Raw genomic sequence first — 16,588 nt, forward strand, 5'->3', positions numbered from 1 at the left:
AACTTGGCAACTGCTTTTTTAGGCGAATCGGTCTGCACATGCCAAAACGGGAGACCGGTAGCGTGATCGATGTCGCGCATGAGCCCGGTGACGCGTGGTGTTCGGTGCTGGCATCCCCCGCTTGAACGAGGGATGCCTTGTTTTCGGAAACGAACGCGCGGGATTTCCCTGATCGGGACAAATATCATACTTATGCAAGTATGATGTTTTGGGAGGGACGGAAGTTTTGTTCGTGCGACTGGGATCAAGCAAAACGGGCCGCAAGGACGCCAGGTATAAACCTAGAGCATTTTAAATAATTCTATAGCCATTAGATGAGTCATTGTGTAGAGTTCTTTGCATGAGCACTCTATCACTGGATCTACGCCAGAGAATTCTGGCCACCTACGATGCCGGAGAAGGAACCCGGCAGGACATTGCTGACCGATACAAGGTATCGCTTGGTATGGTAAAGAAGCTCCTCTCGCAACGGAAGCGAACCGGCGATATCGCCCCGCTTCACAGCCATTCAGGAAGAAAACCCTACTTCACCCAAGAGCACCGGAAGCAGATGAAAACGCTGATTGATCGGCAACCTGATATCACGTTGTGGGAGATCCGAGAGCAACTGGAGCTCGATTGCACGCTGCCTGCCATTCACTATGTACTCAAGGACATGGGGATGAGCTTTAAAAAAAACGCTTCACGCCAGCGAGCAAGGGCGCGAAGACGTGAAACTCGCACGGGCTGAGTGGATGGCCATGCAAGGGCAACTTGACATTGCTCGGTTGGTCTTTATTGATGAGGCTGGAGCCAAGACCAATATGACTCGGCTGTACGGACGCTCGCCGAAAAATGAGCGGGCTTACGATCACGCCCCGCATGGCCATTGGTGTACCACCACCATGATCTCCTCCATTCGTTTCAACGGAGAAACAGCCTGCATGGCGATTGATGCCGCCACAAGCGGCGATGTATTCCGTGCCTATGTCGAACAGGTTCTAGCTCCGACTCTTCGAGTGGGCGATATCGTTGTGCTTGATAACCTCTCGGCTCATAAGGACAAGGCTTCGTTACAGTTGATCGAAGAAGCTGGGGCAGAGGTTTGGTTCCTTCCGCCCTACAGTCCTGATCTCAATCCCATCGAAAAGATGTGGAGCAAAGTAAAGCAATTGCTTCGCGGGGAAAAAGCGCGCTCCCTGGAATCTCTGTTTGATGCGATCGGCGCTGCCTTAGGGTGCGTTAGTGCGGCGGATGCTCAAGGTTGGTTTGCCTCATGCGGCTACAGTTTAAATTAAATTGCTCTAGAAACGTAAATGAACCACAGATGAACGGGGATAAACACAGGTATCGAAACAGGATATGCATAACCGATATCCAACCCACAGGGAAGGTGGGGCCAATATCGTATCTTCTTGAATATCAGCGTCCATCCGTGTTCATCCGTGGTTCCATTCCCGAACTATTGCTGGGGCGATTAAATATTGTGAATTCTCAGCAGGGAAGGTTTGGCCACACAATTGAGAAGCAATTGCGCGCATGGAACTCAGAACCATATGGAGGATTCCTTGTTATCTTTGCGCTCTCCTGTGGCAAATAATTTCGATATTTAGCCGCCGCATCTATAAGGATAAAAGTTCCCGTCCTTCGCGTCTTGGCGGTCAATAATACCCTGGCAGAGTACTAGTCCAGCCAACGGTACATCCAGCGGACGATGCTGAAGCGGTTGATTTGGCTGATGGCTTTCTCTACCGAATATTGGACGATGTAGGCGGTTGAATCGTAGGGCGGATTCTGGATTTCACCGGTATCGAGCTTGTGCAGGGCCAGCAGCGCCCGTTTGTCGCCGAGCTGCCCCAGCGCCCAGATGGCGCTGTTGCGTTTTTCGAACGAGGCACTTTCATCCTCAACCAATGCAATCAAGGCCATGGCCGGTTCCCCTCCATAGGTTGCCTGCGCGTCCCGGGTGTAGGTTTCGACACCGTTGAAGATGAGGCGGCATCCATAGCCATAGAGAGCCAGCACCGTTAGGACGGTGATGATCATTGCGGTTCTGAAGGTTGGCTTCTTCATCGTTTCGGGAACAACCCTAACACGGACGGTCCTGGATACAAAGGTATCGGGTGGACGAAGTTTCGACTGCTTTTGCCGGTGCCTCCGGAGCCGATTCCGGCAACTCGTTTAGCAAAAAACAGTATTAGACTGGATCTCAATAAGCGGCGTGTCGCTTTGCAGTTTTTCCGGGCGGTTAAAATCCTGAAAAGGAACCTGTTTCGTCGGTGTTTCATCAAGTTGCTGTGTTGCAAGCCCCTGCTCAATGCCTTGTATTCCGACTTCTTTTTGGGGGCATGAAAACAGTCGTTTTTTCATTGAAAGAGATTAAGCGGCGGTCAATCGGGGTGCTGCCGGTGGCGGGAAACAATTGGCTTGTTGGAGGGCGGCGGTAGTGCCTTAACTATCCGTTTTTGAACCAGGAGGTCTGTCGTGAGAAGGGGTATTCGATCGATTGGCAAAATCGTAATAATGATGGCGTTCCTGTGGTCGGTGCCGGCCATGGGAGCGGGAAGAATCAGTCAAGTCAGGCTGGTGGATGGAAAAATCGAACTGACGGTTGAAACAACACCGGGAGGGCGCTACCAGCTGCAATGCCGCGACTGCCTATGCAGCGGGGCGTGGAGCAACGAGGGTCCGGAATTCGTGGCCGTTGCCGGAGCGGAGGTTCGGACGGTGGCGATCGTGGCCGCAAGCTGCAATTTCCGTGTTGTGAAGGTTGGGCAATCCTCTTCGGAGGAATTGCCGAGCGGGCCGGGGGGATCTCCGCCCCCGCCGCCTCCGCCGCGCCCGGTAAGGGAGTAGGGCGGAGCCTACTGCGCCGGTATGCCGGTGCGGATGTCGAGCTGGTAGCTCGTGTTGCCGGTGCGGATGACAACGTGGTTCATTCCGATCCGTTGGAGGATCACGCCGGGTTCGAGCTCCTCTCCTTCGGGAACAATGCTGCCGTTGATGATGGCCCGCCGTTCCCCCCGGCTTTCCGCAATGCCTGAAACCGTATACTTTTCCCTGAGCCATTCGGGCGCGTTTGCAAGCGGTTTCGGTGGTGCCGGGGCCGGGGGTGGTTTTTTCGCCAGGGTTGGTTTGGGGGGTTCCTGGGGTTCCGCCTCAAACGGGGCCACGACTTCCATCGCCGGTTCCTCGGCGAGCACTTCATCCAGGTGGTTGGCCCAGAGCGAGCCGGCAACCATCATCAGCAGGAAGCCCGCCGCGGCGTAGACCAGGAATGCGAGGAAGGTCATCCACATGGCTTCCAGATAGTCGATGCCCGTCTGCAGGCAGAACAGGATGTAGTAGACCGGGATGCTGATCCAGATGCCGCCAAACGGAATCTGCTTCACGAGTGCGGCGGAGCTGGTGATCAGCAGCAGTTTCCAGAACTCGAAGTCGTACTGGACTTTCTTGCCAATCAGCCAAAGCACCACGCCGGGCACCAGCGTGCCGATGAGCACATTCACCGCAATCGGTTGCCAATCCATTCCCATTCCGCCTTCTCGAACCAAAAATCAACCCGCAAACGAAACCATGTAGCACGACCAATGCCAGCCTGCGTCCGGATGTCCGCGAGTGGGTTGACTGCGGGTTATTCGGGCGTGCGGTCTTGCGGGAGCAACCAAGCAATGATGATGAACCCGATGCCGATGCCTCCGGCGATAACCAGGGGAGGGATGGCGGGGATCAAGGCGGTATAGCCCTCGACTCCGGTTTCCGCCAGTGTTGCCTTGCCGCCACCGATGGCATGGAACATTGGCGTGGATTCCAGTGCGCCATAAAGCAGGGTGAAGAGCAACGCGCCGACGAGGCCGCCGAGAATAAAGAAGAGCGCATCTTTTCGCAGGGCTCCGGCGGCAACGAGTCCGGTGCCGGGGCAGAATCCGGAAACCGCCCAGCCCACGCCCATGAGGGCGCCCCCGGCGATTACGCCGGTGTAGGCCGTTTTCACACTCAGATGCCCCGGGTCGGCAAGACCCAGGGCCAACAGGATGAAGAGCAGCAAGCTACCGAGTCCAATGCCCAGGAGAATGGCTTTCATGAGATGGAAATCCTTTAGGCGCAACATCTCGGTGATGCGCTGGGGGTTTGCCGCCCCCGATTTTTGAAGAACGAACCCGAAGAATGTACCGATCAGAATGGCTGCAATGAGATTCATGCTATTTCCCCTTCCTGAACATCAGAATGGCGGTCGGGATGGCACACGCAAACGCACCCATTGCAAACAGGTAGCCGCTCAGCGAGGTTTGCATCATTCCGCTCATCATGTGTCCGCTGGTGCATCCCCCGGCGAGGCGCGATCCAAACAGAACCAGCACGCCGCCGGCAAAGACCACCAGATAGCGTTTGCCGGATGAGTGGCCAAACCGGTTGCGCCAGACTTCCGGTGCCACCCGGTTTCCGGGCTGCCGGTCGGACTGGAGACGGGAGGCCAGGAACCCGCCCGCGATCATGGCGAGCACGAAAACAAAGCTGTAGTTCAATGGTTTGGCGATGCTCTTTGCATATTTCCCGCCGCTCTTGTTCAAATAGGGATTGGTGCTCGCATAGCCCGATGCCGCCGAGTCGTCCTCAACCACCAGGTCGCTTGAAAACAGGTTCCAGACCATTCCGTCGAAGATGACGAACTGGGTGGAGACCCCGATCGGCTTGACCACCACCACGGCGAGCAGGAAGGCAAGGCCCAGCGCGATCCCGCTGGCTTTCCAGCTCCATTGTTTCTGATAGAGGAATTTTTTCATGACACCTGTCCTTGTCCGTGAAGGATTGCAACGATTTGGTGCCCACAGTAATCCTTGTCCATTGGCCCGTCAATTTTAGAACGGGGGCTGGACAACGATCATGGACCGTTGAACCGGAACGTTGAAGACTACAGACTTGGAGGAGTCGTCCGTCTCCACGCGTTCCATGATCAGGTTGACCTCGGTTCCCGCTTGGCCGCGGAGCTGCTGCACGATGTTCTGCATCGACTGCCCCTTGAAGTAGGTGGGTTCCCCCTCGCCGTTTTCGATGCCCACAATGTAGTCGCCGGGCTGGGTCATTCCGGTGGAGTCGATGGCGCTGAGGACGGTGGTGTCCATGATTCTCGGCACGCCGGTTTCATCCATGTGGATTCTCGCGCCGATACCGACCAGGGCATTTTTGTTGATGGCCTCCAGGGCCACCCTTCTTTCCTCGGGATCCTCCAGCCCCATGGCCCAGTCGATCGTGCTGGGCGTATCGATCCGGACGTTTGCGGACATCGATTGGATCAGGGCCAGTCGCCGGTCCGGGTTTTGTTCCCGGTTCAGCATGTCCTGCTTTTGCGAAAACCGCCGGGCGGCGATCTCCCAATAATTCGGGGCCGGGCGCGGCCTGCGCTGGACGGCTTTCGGGGTGGACTGCTGCGGTGCCGCCTCTTTCGCCGGGGCCTTGCCCCGGATCTCCGCCGGCTCCGGTGGTTCAATGGGTTTGGGTGGTGGCGGAGCCGTTTTGCGCACAACAACCAGGGGTTCGTCTTTCTCCGGTTCGGTTGGGGTTTCCCGCACCTGCTCCGTCGCGGATGGTGGGGCCGCAGGTTCCGGCTCCGGCCTTTGCCGCATGCGATAGGCGGCGCCCATCCCCAGGGCCGCGCCGATCAATAGGATGTATGGAGTAACGGTTTTCATGGTCTGAACGTCGGCATGGCATCCATGCGATTCTAGTTGGCCAACCGCTGAAACCTATCAAACCCGGCCCGGATTTGGAAGCTGGAAACGCGGTCGCGCGGCCATCCCGTCGCGAACGCTGGAGGAATTTCCTTCGTTACCGGTGCCCGGAATCCTATTCTACGGCCCGTTGGATGGAATGAATGGAAAGGGATGGCCGATGAAGGTTAAGACCATTGAAGACGCGCGCGAGTTCGTTAAGGAAGTGAAGATCTGCACCATCTTCCCTTCCGGCAAAGTGGAGCACACTTCCCTGTGGGAACAGGTGGATTTGCCGGACAAGCAACCGGGTGAATCCGGCTGGGGCGTAAAGATGGGGGCGGTCTGGACGTGGAAGAACCAGTTGCCCGCCGACTACCCGAACGAAATCTACTACGGGAAGATCAAGGGCGGATTCGCAGTCCTGATGGAGATGGACCATCTCTCCGGAACCCATTTCCCGGCGGCCTATCAACCGGTCGAATCGCTCAACCCGCTTGCGCAGCGAATCTTTGAATACATCCGCAACGAACCCTGGACCACCACCGAGCTGCGCAACGAGGTGGTTAGCGCATGCGGCTGTTCAAAAAGCCAGTTCGACACCGCCCTTAAGAACCTGCAAATCTCGATGAACGTCGTGCGCGACTGCGAGGCCGAACAAGACACCTGGCTCACCTTCCAGGAGGTCTATGCCGACATTTGGAACCAACACGTTCCGGATGGGGTTTGATGCACGCGGCAGGGGATGCCGGGTCCCGTTGCCGGGCCAATTCGTTGCAATTAGCAGTGGGGTTCCGGGGCATATGCTGATATAGCACTGCCTGCTTTTTCGGAAAAACAGACTCAACCCAGGTATTTTCATATGATTTCAACATCCAAGATCACGATGCGTTTCGGCCAAACCACCCTCTTCGAGGATGTGTCGGTTAAGTTCACGCCGGGCAACCGCTATGGATTGATCGGGGCCAACGGTTCCGGCAAATCAACCTTCATGAAAATACTGACCGGCCAACAGGACCAGACCGAAGGCGAGGTGGCGATCGGCCATGGCTGCACGCTGGGTTATCTGCGGCAGGACCACTCGGCCTTCGACAAGCACTCGATCATCGATACGGTCTACATGGGCAATCCGGTGCTCTGGAAGCTGCATTGCGAGCGCGAATACCTCTATTCGAAGGATGAACTCACCGATGAAGAGAACGACCGGTGCGGGCATATCGAGGAGGAGTTCGGCGATGCCGGCGGCTACACGATGGAGGCCGAAGCGGCCACCTTGCTCATCGGCCTCGGCTTTACGGAGGATTTGTTCGCGCAGGGCATGACCGTGCTGCAGGGCGGCTTTAAGCTGCGCGTCCTGCTGGCGCAGGTGCTGTTTGGCCAGCCCGACATCCTGCTGCTCGACGAACCGACCAACCATCTCGACATGGAATCGATCGAGTGGCTCGTTGAACTGCTCAAGCGCTACAACGGAACGCTCATCACCATTTCGCACGACCGCTTCTTCCTGAATCAGGTCTGCACCCATATCGCCGATTTGGACTACCACGAAATCCGCATGTTCCCCGGTAACTACGACGACTTTACCATCGCCAGCCTCGATGCCCGCGACCTGCAGGAGAAGGCGAACAAGAAGGTTGAAAAGCAGGCCCAGGAATTGAAGGCGTTCATTTCCCGTTTCAGCTCCAACGCCTCCAAGGCAAAGCAGGCCACCTCGCGAAAGAAAACCCTCGATAAACTCGAAATCACCAAGTTCAAGCCCAGCAGCCGCGTCTCGCCGTTCATCCGCTTTAATCCAAAGAAGCGCCTCGGCGACAAGGTGCTCAAGGCCAAGGGGGTTTCCAAGTCGTACGATGAAGAAATCTTCAGCAACTTTTCCTGCACCATCGGCCCCGAGGAACGCGTCGCCATCATTGGTAAGAACGGGATCGGGAAAACAACGCTGCTGAACATCCTTTGCAACCAGCTAAAAGCCGATACCGGCAAAGTCATCCCCGGGGAAACCGTTGAACTCAGCATCTTCCCGCAGGATACCTCGGCGCTGCTGGATGCCGACGTCTCCGCGTTGGACTGGCTCAGCCGCTACGCCGAGCCCGGCACCTCCGAGGTCGAGCTGCGCTCCTTCATGGGCCGCATGCTCTTCCGCGGCGAGGATTGCTGGAAAAAGGTCGGTGTCCTTAGCGGCGGCGAAAAGGCCCGCCTCATCATTTCGAAAATGACGATGGAAGGGGGCAACGTGCTGGCGCTCGACGAACCAACCAACCACCTCGACCTCGAATCCATCGAGGCGCTCAACTTTGGCCTTTCGCTGTTCCCGAACACCCTGCTCTTCGTTTCGCACGACCACCGCTTCATCGCCACCCTCGCCACCCGCATCCTCGAAGTCACCGAAGACGGCATCATCGACTATCCCGGCACCCTCGATGACTACGAAGCCATGAAAAAAAGCCGCAAAGCCTAACCCAGCAGAGCCGGAACCAAATTTTACCACCCGGTTGCCGCTTCGCTGCCGTCGCTTCGCGCCAGCCTCACTTCGTGTCGCTAGAGAGCACCGAGACACAGAGAACTCCATCCCTCTGTGCTCCGTGTCCTCAGTGGTAAAAAAACCGTCGCCGCGAAGCATGATTTTCTGAAAGAAAATAGAGAGCAACGCGATCGATTCAACATGATAGGATTTGAATAGAAAGGGACTAGGTTTTTTCCAAGACTGCGCCCGGAACAAAAGGCCTTCGGCAGCCGATGCCAAGCCGTAGCTCGCATGTCCGATGCGAGTTCCCGCTACCAAGGAAACGCGGATCGGATATCCGCGCTACGCCGGACAACATGTTCGCTAAGGAACAACATGTTGCTCCTGCCCTTCGGCGAAGGGCCTAATAAACGGTCGGGTAGCTCCAAAAGGAACCCTTGTCGCACACTGGTTGTTTGATCGCTTATACCGAATTAAACGCACTCATACCTATTTCACAGGACTATTGATAACAGGACTATTTGGTCGTCGAAGATCATGATTTTAAAGATAGTCCTGTTATCAATAATCCTGTGAACCCCTTTGGTTGAGATTAGACCGCGCTGGACTCCCAGAGGTGAGGCGATTCAGGTTGGTTGCATATCAGACGCCCACGATTTCCCGCCGCAGGCTGTAGAGGGCAAAGAGCACTTCCTCCTGCTCCCGTTGGGCAATGCTGTTCTTGTCCAGCGAGTCAAGGATGTCGTCCACCACGGCCATGAACTCCGCTTCGTCGATGTTCATGCCCTTATGCGTTTCAATCATGTTCTTGCCTTCGTAGACATCCGGGCCTCCGGTCGCTGAAATGAAGAAGTTGGCCGCGCCCTTCCGCACCGCTTCAAGGTTGTCCAGATGTTCATAGCGGGATTTGATCCTCGGGTTGGCCAGATGATTGTCCAACGCATCGCTTGCGATCCGGTTAATGCCTTCCGATCCGCCGAGTCGTTCATATAATGAGTCTGCCATGGTATCGCTCCTTGTAGGTTGCTTTGCATGTACAACGTCTCCGTTGCCTCTCGCTTAACGAGACGTGATCTTAGTGTCGCAGGGCGGCAAGTCTATGAACAATAAGGTTTTATAAGGCCATAGTTCGTTGCATCGCCCCGCGGGGCGGCGGTGGTATGGTGGATTCCAAAGCCACAGATCGACACGGATTAACTCCGATCACTTATACCAAATTAAACTAATTCGTTTTTTTTACCACAGAGGGCAATGAGGCACAGAGGAGCGGGATTGCACTATTTCTCTGTGCCTCCGTACTACTATCCGTCAATTTCTTGTTTTCCTGACAAGTTTTCACCACCCGCTGCGCTAGAGGACACTGAGGCTCAGAGGATTAGGGTGCTCTGTGTCTCATTGCCCTCTGTGGTAAAAAAAAAATCTGTGTCTTCGGTGTTCATCAGTGGTTCTAAACAATTTGGTTGCGGCTATGCCGCGCTAGGTCCTCTGTGGTGAGACCATTCAGGCTAAGTTCCTATTATCTCTAAAATTTAAACCCGTAAAATGTGACCAAAATACTTGCACAATGATCATCGGTGGTTTATTTTCCTTCTGTTTTCTTGGCAGGGCTTAAGCGGAATCATAAAAAATGGGAGGTAAATTATGAAGCGTTTGATTGTGTGTTGCGATGGAACCAGGAGCACCATGGCGTGCCCAAGGGGGGAGCGATGAAGAGGCAAGCGGTCATCTACCTTCACGGCATCGGCGAACAGAAAGCCGGCTATTCCCACAAGAGTGCGGAGAAGCTTCAGGAAACCTTCGTTAAACTACTCAAAAAGAAGGATGCTTCAGTTTCCTCTCCGGATCTCATTTGCCGCGAGGTCGTCTGGGCACCCATCACCTCCGATCCGCAGGCCGAATTGTGGCGACGGGTAAACAGCAAGCATGATCTCGATATGGTCAAGCTGCGCAAGTTTCTGATCTCCTTTGCCGGCGATGCCATTGCCTATCAAAAAACGGGCGAGGGCGACGAGGTCTACAATGAGATTGATGCAAAGGTGCAGTCCGTCATCGATGCCGTAAAAAATGAATATGACGGCGATGATGTTGAATTCACGTTTGTGGCGCACAGCTTGGGCTCAATCATCGTTTCCAACTACCTCTACGATCATGCGGACGACATCACCGCTACGAACCTGTTTACATTGGGTTCTCCCATCGCGGTCTGGGCCTTGCGCTATGGCGATCCTGCCAAAGCCGATAGCCCAACCCAGGTCGAACGGCCTAACGGAGCCTGGATCAATATTCTCGACGATGAAGACATCATTGGTTATCCGCTGCGCGAGCTGAATCCACATTATAAAAAAGCCGTCGACATGGATTATGTCACCGAGATCGGCGGCGTCATCAGCATGGGCAATCCCATCAGCCACATCGGCTACTGGGAAGACAACAACGCCATCAAACCCATCGCCTACAAGTTGGTATTGGATTATCTACGAATCCACCAAAACAAACCCTACAGCAAACCCGCCTACCTAAAATACATCCGCTCACTATGGAATGTTTGAATTAATTAAATAAAATACGGAGATATATCATGCCAACACCTGGATCATCCCACGCATTAGTTCTTGCAATAACAACCCCGCCAGCTGAAGCAGCGGCAAAGTTAAAGCTATATCTTGATGCTTCAAAATATGCTGCAATCGCTGTCGTTCATGGGAACAGCAAGAGTGCTGCCAAAGCATTCGACCTAGCTAAACAGCGCTATGCCACCAAGCGCGGTGTCGTGTGGATTACCGATTCCGAACTCCTGAACAATATCACGGACATGCCCGCAGCTTCCAAAAAACTATTCAGGCCGGTTGATGGTTACCTGATGACCTTCATCAGCCCCCAAAACAAACGAATCGAAGAGAAATTGAAACGTTTCAAGCTCAACACATTGAATATCGATGAGTGCTATCTGAAGACTAAAACAGCATAGATCAGGCTACATAATCCAACGGGAGTTCGAGGTATGTCAAAGGCTAATCATATTAAACTAGCGGTTCTAATGTGCTTCACGGGTTTGTTTTCGGTAACGATGGTAGAAGCGGGTTACACGTCAGTCTCCAGCTCCTTTCAGTCATATGAGACAAGAAGAGGCGAGACCAATGCCATCTCGAATCCACCGAAGAATCTCGTAGACTATGAAAGTGTGGTTGAGATTAAGCCTGACAGAGCGGCACTGAGTCGGGCAATCGGCCTTGGCCCAACCAAGGAACAATCAAGAGAGATCAGCTTACTTCAAGAGCAGATAAAAGCCATCCGGAAAGATATTCGCATTGTTCTGGGTCTAGTTGAATCATATGAACGTTTTTATGCATCGTTTGATCCTAGCAAGGCAACCCAGCTAAAGTATGTGGAACTCTGGACAAAGCAGTTGGCCATAGTGAGTCAACTCAAAACAAATATTCATGAATACGTAAACCAGCGATATTATTATGGGAAGTGGAACTACAATGCCGATGATGAAAGCAAGCTTGGCATCTCGCTGGAAGAGTCCGATGTAGCCAATGATCATGTCAGCAGTATCTACAATCGTATCGCGCCGTCTGCCAGCAACTATAGTCCAGATGCGATAACCGAGTTCCTTAACGAATATATTTCATTGTTAAATGATAAGATCGAAAAGTATGAACTGGCTCTAATAAAAGACAACGCTCAACTCGAAATGGAAGCCAAATTGGTCAGGGGAAAAGAACAGATACCTGTAACCATCAGTCCATACACAAAAGTTGCCGGATCCGGCAGAGGCCAGAAGAGTAAACGAATCGGCATACCAAGCGAGGAAGATACCAAACGAGTTGCAGATGAATACAAGGCCTATAACGAGTTGGCCAAAACTATCAATGTCATCCTAGACAAGAGCACAGAAGAGAATATTAAAAATCTACAACGGGATATCGTAACCGCACTTTCCAACTCATTCTCATCGGTAACGAATTCTCTCCTGACCGAACTGAACGATATTACAAATACGAACGATACAACGCTGGCCGTATACAAGGCTGATGCACAAGCAATCATCGATAAAACTAAAGCAGTAAAAAAGCAGATCGAGACCCTTATTAAATCCGCTTCGGCTGATACGCCGATAAGTCCTGTTGAGGTCGCAGCCGAAGCAACAACAATTGTTGCTGGTATTGAAGCAATAAAAGAGAATGTTGTTATTCTGGAGCAGAAGGCATCCTCCTCTCAGAATCTAGCTGCAAACCAGAAAAAGTGGCTGGATGATGTATTGAAAAAGGCTGGAGATGCTCTGGATACAGGGCTGAAAAACACCAACGGAGATTTTGCCCAGCTTTACGTTTCTCTGATGGCTCTCAAAGGTCTTCCTCAAAGACAATCCTTCGGTAAACTGGACGGGAGGACAATTGCACGCACGCCGTTTTCCATAGCGCTTTCTCCTGCTGGAGTTGTTCATCTTGCAGATACTCCCGCAGAACAGGGCGATGACCTCATGGTCATATATAGTGTTACAGTGAATCCGAGAATTGCGTCTGAAGAGAGTGAAAACACATACACCTTTGAAGGATCGAAGCTTTTTGGAGTAAGGAAGTTCGGGTGGTACACTACCTACAACGCTCAGCTTTTGTTCTTTAACCGTTTAAGTGACAACTCCTCCTCCTTCAGGGCGGCACCTGGGGTGGGATATAACTTCCATTACAGGCCCATATCATATGGCCACACATTTTATGATATATTTGCTCCCGGATTGGGAATCAATGTTTCTGCTCCAAGCTTTGAGACCGGAACAGAACTCGCGGTCGGTGTTCAGCTTACTCTTCTCAAAAATTTCCTGCAGTTGGGTTACGGCTACAACCTGAGCGTTGAGGATGATCCGCACATGTTTTTCTTTGCGCTGGATCTAATCCAGACCTTCCAGGCAGTTCCTCGTTAAATGAGGGGTAGGTCTAAATAATATATATTTAAGTTGAACCATCGGACGCATATTGAAGCGAAAGGGTCAGGGGCCTTGGTGAAGTCCTCTTTTCTTTCGCTAAATCCCGCGGTCGGGACAAAAGCCTTACCCTCGGTAAACGCTGTTGTTAATGGAAAGTTTGTACTCATGGAGATTTAACTGGGAGGTCGCTAATGGAAGATCCGGTCTATGTAAAAATCCTTGAGGAAAAAAGTAGGTGGAAAAAGGCTTTTCATTTCGTGGGACAGCTCAGTGTGGTGCTGGGAATCGTCGCTATCGTCGTGAATCTCTTTTTAGCTCTTGATGAACGAGATTTGGCTAGAGAGGAGCGTGCTGCAAACAAATTTTTTCGAGAGCAAGCTGATTTTCGAGCGATGTATGATGATGTAATCAAGAACAGGTACAGTACGGAGAAGCTTGTGGAGGCCATAAGCGAAATACTTGACAAGGGTTACAGTGTTGCGGGATTTGACCTATCCCGAACATCGACTAGTAACCTAATTGGTCTTTCCGGTCAGAATCTCTATGCCATTAATTTCAATGAATCAACACTCGATGATTCCAATCTATCAAATTCTGATTTAACAAGGTCTTCTTTCCAAGAGGCTTTTATTCACAAGATAAATTTCTCGAATGCATTGCTCATTATTACTGATTTTCGAGAGGCGAATTTGAGTTATACGGATTTTTCAAAGGCAAATCTCGGTAAGGCGATTTTGGATGATAGTGATCAATACAATATCCAATATACAGAGTCGGAGATGATCGAGACATCATCGACTAATGCGACTTATGATAATGTTGATTTCTTTAAGGCATATCTGGCCGAAGCAGACTTCTCTCAAGTCACGGTCAAATCCTCAGCGTTACTAGAAATTGAAATTGAAGAGTCTGTTTTTAGGTTTTCCAGCTTTGATAGCTCTGATCTTAATGGTGCAAGAATCACAAATAGTGACTTTTACGGCAGTAAGTTATCGAGCTGTTCATTTGTTGGGGCTTCAGTTACTTCATCTGATTTTTCAGATGCCACGCTGAAAAACATCACTTTTGATCAAGCGGATTTAACCGATACCTCATTTAGTTTTACTTCTTTTGCTAACGTTAATTTCGGTAGTGCCAATCTTGACAATGCCCGGATCTTCGGGGCTCTGTTCATCGGGTGCGATCTCTCTTCGGTCTCTAACCTTAAACAAGAATCGGTTGATCGGGCATTTGGCAGTCACAGCACTAAATTGCCAAATTACATCAATCGGCCTAAAAACTGGAACCAGTCTGATGGGGAAAGCTCTGATCAATGGGTGGATTTTGAGTCGGAAAAGAATCTGAATAAAAAAATCGCTAACTGAAATGCTCTCAGCAGATACCTTGTTTAGAGTGTATTAGTCATGATGATCTCGACGGACTTAATGTTTTTCTCGGCAAGGAGGGTGGCGGGGCCGCCGATGGAGCCGAGGTAGAAGCCGCTGTGTTTGGTGCGGGAGTCGGTGATGGTCTGGGTGCGTGGAGCTGTTGAATTGCCGAGGTTACGAATTGTTGCAGGTCATCTAGCAACGGTTGGAGCTGCTGTTTAACGAGATCCCCGGAATGTGCTGAACTCTTTTTCAGTGATCCATGTGCCTGTTTTGCGATCATATATTTGGATGCGGGTGCGATAGTATTTATTTTCCTCGATTTTATCGATTACGATATCTTCGTTTGATTCAAATACACCAATCAGTGTCCAGGCATGTGTTTCCATGTCTTGAATGCTGACCCGCACCTTTTGGTCTCCGAATGAGTTGGCGGGGTAGACAATCGATGATTCGGGGGCGCCGTTATCAATGGATTTCAGCGTTAGCTTGCTCCACCGCCCGCGGGCCCAGATGGCATCACCCTTTTCCTTGATCGAGCCGTTAGTGCTGGAGCGCGCTTCGACGGATATTTTATCGCCTTTATTGATTTCGATATCCGACCAGCGGTGGGGCGTGGGATCATATTCTTTTTTCCACTCACGGTTTCTTACCGTTATTTGGGATTTCCCGTTGACCAAGATGCGATAGAAGCATTCACCGGACGGTTCTCTTAGGGCCGTGAGTGTTGCCGCATAGGTTCCGCTTTCCCCAGAGAAAACAAGCGAGGCGCGGGCCCATTTGTTCCGGTGTTCCGTTTTGCTCGTATCGATCGCCAGCGCTTTTTGTTCGACATCCTTATAGAACGGCACCTCCCCTTGGTCTATCTCCGGGAAATCGGTAACTGCATTGAACACATATTCCTCTGCGAGAGCTTGGCCGCACAGCATAAGTGCGCATAGAGTTGGGATGGTCGAGCATCTCTTCATAGTCTGCCTCTTGTTGGCATTTTTTCCTCAGAATGTCGGCAAAGAAGTCGTGGCCTTTTCTTTTTTGCAGAACCTTTAATACGCAATCGGTGAAAAACGTGCCACCAACTTGGCGGCCTCCGTGCGTTTTCCTCCAGCACCGCTTCCCCGACGACTGGTGTTGTCGCTTACACTTGTATGCATGCTACACGTTCCAGCGCCCCGTTCAAGCTCCCATGCATTCTCGGATATCCTCGTGCTTGATGCGGCGCCAGAAGCGTTCAATCATCACATTGATAAGTCTCCGTCCCTTGGGGCGCGGGGGGTTGCCCGTTCGGCGGTGAAGGCGGGCCGCCTGCGGTACGGCCATTCGGGTCAGGCCGCCTAAATCGTCATTTTGTCTGAGGGGTCGGTCCTTTGATCTTTGTGTTTGATGAACTAAGGGTCATCCAAGAGGCTCCGAATGGCGTTGGAAAAAGGGTGAGAATATTAGGGTTTGATGCAAAAGATCTCGAGCGGTTTTGGGGGCGCGCGGTGGTTGCCCGTTCGGCGGGGCAGGCGGGCCGCCTGCGGTACGGCAAGTGGTGCGTCGGCGGTGCGGTGGTATTTCCCCGGCGGGGAATGGTTGGTGCGGGAGCGGGGACATTCCTGTCCCCGACGTCCCGGGTGTCGGCCCAATTGTTTCGTCATTTCCTGCGGAAGACATCGACAACGAATTCGTGGCCTGAGGCGGGAGTGGGGGTGGTTTTTTACAAATGCTTCATCCAGCCGATGAGGTTGGTGAGGTGCCAGCCTTGGCGGCGGTAGAAGCCGAGGGCGGGGTGGTTGTCGCGGTCGGTCTGTAGTTGGAGCCGGCCAAGGCCGCGTTCAATCGCCCACTCCTCGAGGGCTCGGAGCAGGGCGGCGCCGATGCCCCGGCCCCGGTGGTCGATATCGACGATGACGTCTTCCACCAGACCGACCTCGCGGCCCTTGGCCGTCGAGATATGGATTTGCACGGTGCACATGCCAACGACTTTCCCGCCGGACTCGGCCACGAAGATTTGCGCCCCCGGTCGGCCCAGCAGGAGTTCGAGCCCCTGCGCCTGGGTTTGGAAGTCGGCGGTGAAATCCTCCTCGATGGCGAACAGCTCGTGGAGCAGCTCGGCCATCACCGGAACATCCTCTATGGTGGCGGTCCTGATCTTCATCTT

18 protein-coding genes and 1 pseudogene are annotated in these 16,588 nt (G+C 52.6%); 9 read left to right on the forward strand and 10 right to left on the reverse strand.

The window, feature by feature from the left end; translation table 11 throughout:
* Window positions 1-340: 340 nt before the first annotated feature.
* Entirely contained in the window at window positions 341-730 is a 390-nt protein-coding gene (locus tag E9954_RS33120; RefSeq protein WP_222847016.1) for an IS630 transposase-related protein, read from the forward strand.
* A complete protein-coding gene (locus tag E9954_RS33125) occupies window positions 711-1,277 on the forward strand; it encodes an IS630 family transposase (protein WP_222847015.1) in 567 nt (188 codons plus the stop codon). The genes E9954_RS33120 and E9954_RS33125 overlap by 20 nt, the downstream gene beginning before the upstream one ends.
* Before the next feature lie 385 nt (window positions 1,278-1,662).
* On the opposite strand, the gene E9954_RS22965 is transcribed toward E9954_RS33125, so the two are convergent.
* Window positions 1,663-2,052 (reverse strand): HEAT repeat domain-containing protein, encoded by a 390-nt coding sequence (locus E9954_RS22965; RefSeq protein WP_136081623.1) that lies wholly within the window; start codon window positions 2,050-2,052, stop codon window positions 1,663-1,665.
* 108 nt (window positions 2,053-2,160) lie between these two features.
* Window positions 2,161-2,349 carry a hypothetical protein gene (locus tag E9954_RS22970; protein ID WP_136081624.1) on the reverse strand — a complete coding sequence of 63 codons (189 nt, stop codon included), beginning with the start codon at window positions 2,347-2,349 and terminating at the stop codon, window positions 2,161-2,163.
* A 114-nt stretch (window positions 2,350-2,463) separates the two neighbouring features.
* On the opposite strand from E9954_RS22970, the gene E9954_RS22975 reads away from it, so the two are divergent.
* Window positions 2,464-2,835: a hypothetical protein gene (locus E9954_RS22975; protein ID WP_136081625.1), complete on the forward strand. Its 372-nt coding sequence runs from the start codon at window positions 2,464-2,466 to the stop codon at window positions 2,833-2,835.
* Between the two features lie 8 nt (window positions 2,836-2,843).
* On the opposite strand, the gene E9954_RS22980 is transcribed toward E9954_RS22975, so the two are convergent.
* From E9954_RS22980 to E9954_RS22995, 4 genes are all read right to left on the reverse strand, one after another.
* Complete coding sequence (locus E9954_RS22980) at window positions 2,844-3,509, reverse strand: general secretion pathway protein GspB (RefSeq protein ID WP_168442515.1); 666 nt, start codon at window positions 3,507-3,509, stop codon at window positions 2,844-2,846.
* Between the two features lie 104 nt (window positions 3,510-3,613).
* Window positions 3,614-4,180 carry a DUF6691 family protein gene (locus E9954_RS22985; RefSeq protein WP_136081627.1) on the reverse strand — a complete coding sequence of 189 codons (567 nt, stop codon included), beginning with the start codon at window positions 4,178-4,180 and terminating at the stop codon, window positions 3,614-3,616.
* Between the two features lies 1 nt (window position 4,181).
* The gene (locus E9954_RS22990) at window positions 4,182-4,811 is read right to left on the reverse strand and encodes a YeeE/YedE thiosulfate transporter family protein (RefSeq protein WP_281281269.1); all 630 of its coding nucleotides are present in this window, start codon (window positions 4,809-4,811) and stop codon (window positions 4,182-4,184) included.
* A gap of 27 nt (window positions 4,812-4,838) precedes the next feature.
* Entirely contained in the window at window positions 4,839-5,669 is an 831-nt protein-coding gene (locus E9954_RS22995; protein ID WP_136081629.1) for a hypothetical protein, read from the reverse strand.
* A 199-nt stretch (window positions 5,670-5,868) separates the two neighbouring features.
* On the opposite strand from E9954_RS22995, the gene E9954_RS23000 reads away from it, so the two are divergent.
* A complete protein-coding gene (locus E9954_RS23000) occupies window positions 5,869-6,417 on the forward strand; it encodes an AlkZ-related protein (RefSeq protein WP_222847287.1) in 549 nt (182 codons plus the stop codon).
* A gap of 132 nt (window positions 6,418-6,549) precedes the next feature.
* Window positions 6,550-8,145, forward strand: coding sequence for an ABC-F family ATP-binding cassette domain-containing protein (locus E9954_RS23005; protein WP_136081631.1), 1,596 nt, complete (start codon window positions 6,550-6,552; stop codon window positions 8,143-8,145).
* Between the two features lie 648 nt (window positions 8,146-8,793).
* On the opposite strand, the gene E9954_RS23010 is transcribed toward E9954_RS23005, so the two are convergent.
* Complete coding sequence (locus E9954_RS23010; protein ID WP_136081632.1) at window positions 8,794-9,156, reverse strand: group I truncated hemoglobin; 363 nt, start codon at window positions 9,154-9,156, stop codon at window positions 8,794-8,796.
* A 701-nt stretch (window positions 9,157-9,857) separates the two neighbouring features.
* Here E9954_RS23010 and E9954_RS23015 point away from each other — a divergent pair.
* The 4 genes from E9954_RS23015 to E9954_RS23030 all read left to right on the forward strand — a co-directional run bounded on the left by E9954_RS23015 (window position 9,858) and on the right by E9954_RS23030 (window position 14,445).
* Entirely contained in the window at window positions 9,858-10,700 is an 843-nt protein-coding gene (locus tag E9954_RS23015; RefSeq protein ID WP_136081633.1) for a hypothetical protein, read from the forward strand.
* Between the two features lie 29 nt (window positions 10,701-10,729).
* Complete coding sequence (locus E9954_RS23020) at window positions 10,730-11,119, forward strand: type 1 periplasmic-binding domain-containing protein (RefSeq protein ID WP_136081634.1); 390 nt, start codon at window positions 10,730-10,732, stop codon at window positions 11,117-11,119.
* Window positions 11,120-11,152: 33 nt separating this feature from the next.
* Window positions 11,153-13,078 carry a hypothetical protein gene (locus E9954_RS23025; RefSeq protein ID WP_136081635.1) on the forward strand — a complete coding sequence of 642 codons (1,926 nt, stop codon included), beginning with the start codon at window positions 11,153-11,155 and terminating at the stop codon, window positions 13,076-13,078.
* Window positions 13,079-13,272: 194 nt separating this feature from the next.
* Window positions 13,273-14,445: a pentapeptide repeat-containing protein gene (locus E9954_RS23030; protein ID WP_136081636.1), complete on the forward strand. Its 1,173-nt coding sequence runs from the start codon at window positions 13,273-13,275 to the stop codon at window positions 14,443-14,445.
* A gap of 41 nt (window positions 14,446-14,486) precedes the next feature.
* On the opposite strand, the pseudogene E9954_RS33705 reads toward E9954_RS23030, so the two are convergent.
* From E9954_RS33705 to E9954_RS23045, 3 genes and pseudogenes are all read right to left on the reverse strand, one after another.
* A pseudogene (locus E9954_RS33705) lies at window positions 14,487-14,600 on the reverse strand (fumarate hydratase C-terminal domain-containing protein); the annotation flags it as partial.
* 66 nt (window positions 14,601-14,666) lie between these two features.
* Window positions 14,667-15,416, reverse strand: coding sequence for a hypothetical protein (locus E9954_RS23040; RefSeq protein WP_136081637.1), 750 nt, complete (start codon window positions 15,414-15,416; stop codon window positions 14,667-14,669).
* 728 nt (window positions 15,417-16,144) lie between these two features.
* Complete coding sequence (locus E9954_RS23045) at window positions 16,145-16,585, reverse strand: GNAT family N-acetyltransferase (protein ID WP_136081638.1); 441 nt, start codon at window positions 16,583-16,585, stop codon at window positions 16,145-16,147.
* Window positions 16,586-16,588: the final 3 nt, after the last annotated feature.

Origin of the sequence: Pontiella desulfatans (assembly GCF_900890425.1) — a bacterium.
In the GTDB taxonomy this organism is placed as follows: domain Bacteria; phylum Verrucomicrobiota; class Kiritimatiellia; order Kiritimatiellales; family Pontiellaceae; genus Pontiella; species Pontiella desulfatans.

Coding starts and splice junctions, on each gene's coding strand:
- E9954_RS23030 (WP_136081636.1), top strand. CDS start 13,273: ATGGAAGATCCGGTCTATGTAAAAATCCTTGAGGAAAAAAGTAGGTGG.
- E9954_RS22970 (WP_136081624.1), bottom strand. CDS start 2,349: ATGAAAAAACGACTGTTTTCATGCCCCCAAAAAGAAGTCGGAATACAA.
- E9954_RS23020 (WP_136081634.1), top strand. CDS start 10,730: ATGCCAACACCTGGATCATCCCACGCATTAGTTCTTGCAATAACAACC.
- E9954_RS22995 (WP_136081629.1), bottom strand. CDS start 5,669: ATGAAAACCGTTACTCCATACATCCTATTGATCGGCGCGGCCCTGGGG.
- E9954_RS23045 (WP_136081638.1), bottom strand. CDS start 16,585: ATGAAGATCAGGACCGCCACCATAGAGGATGTTCCGGTGATGGCCGAG.
- E9954_RS22980 (WP_168442515.1), bottom strand. CDS start 3,509: ATGGATTGGCAACCGATTGCGGTGAATGTGCTCATCGGCACGCTGGTG.
- E9954_RS33120 (WP_222847016.1), top strand. CDS start 341: ATGAGCACTCTATCACTGGATCTACGCCAGAGAATTCTGGCCACCTAC.
- E9954_RS23040 (WP_136081637.1), bottom strand. CDS start 15,416: ATGAAGAGATGCTCGACCATCCCAACTCTATGCGCACTTATGCTGTGC.
- E9954_RS23000 (WP_222847287.1), top strand. CDS start 5,869: ATGAAGGTTAAGACCATTGAAGACGCGCGCGAGTTCGTTAAGGAAGTG.
- E9954_RS22965 (WP_136081623.1), bottom strand. CDS start 2,052: ATGAAGAAGCCAACCTTCAGAACCGCAATGATCATCACCGTCCTAACG.
- E9954_RS23025 (WP_136081635.1), top strand. CDS start 11,153: ATGTCAAAGGCTAATCATATTAAACTAGCGGTTCTAATGTGCTTCACG.
- E9954_RS23010 (WP_136081632.1), bottom strand. CDS start 9,156: ATGGCAGACTCATTATATGAACGACTCGGCGGATCGGAAGGCATTAAC.
- E9954_RS23015 (WP_136081633.1), top strand. CDS start 9,858: ATGAAGAGGCAAGCGGTCATCTACCTTCACGGCATCGGCGAACAGAAA.
- E9954_RS22985 (WP_136081627.1), bottom strand. CDS start 4,180: ATGAATCTCATTGCAGCCATTCTGATCGGTACATTCTTCGGGTTCGTT.
- E9954_RS23005 (WP_136081631.1), top strand. CDS start 6,550: ATGATTTCAACATCCAAGATCACGATGCGTTTCGGCCAAACCACCCTC.